This window comes from Shewanella sp. AS16 (assembly GCF_021412365.1).
Classification (GTDB): domain Bacteria; phylum Pseudomonadota; class Gammaproteobacteria; order Enterobacterales; family Shewanellaceae; genus Shewanella; species Shewanella salipaludis.
In genome coordinates this window covers 1-281 of record NZ_JAKCLK010000428.1, presented here as the reverse complement: position 1 = coordinate 281, position 281 = coordinate 1, and the positions used below count along the sequence as shown (strand labels likewise).

General features: G+C 59.4%; 1 protein-coding gene. It reads left to right on the top strand.

Features of this window, described 5'->3' with window-relative positions; all coding sequences use genetic code 11:
• The coding region (locus LZP73_RS20955) for an efflux RND transporter periplasmic adaptor subunit (protein WP_234236924.1) at positions 1 to 281 on the top strand (281 nt) is incomplete at both ends.

Here is a 281-nt window from a genome sequence, read left to right as displayed (position 1 = left end):
GCGACCGTCACGCGCGGGCCGCTGACTTTTTCCCAGAGTTTCCCGGCGAATGTCAGTTACAACGAGTATCAGTATGCCATTGTGCAGGCCCGCGCCGCCGGGTTTATCGACAAGGTGTATCCGCTTACCGTGGGCGATAAAGTGCAAAAGGGCGCGCCGCTTCTCGACCTGACCATTCCCGACTGGGTGGAAGCGCAGAGTGAGTATTTACTGCTGCGCGAAACCGGCGGTACGGCGACCCAGACTGAAGGCATTCTTGAGCGACTGCGACTGGCGGGAAT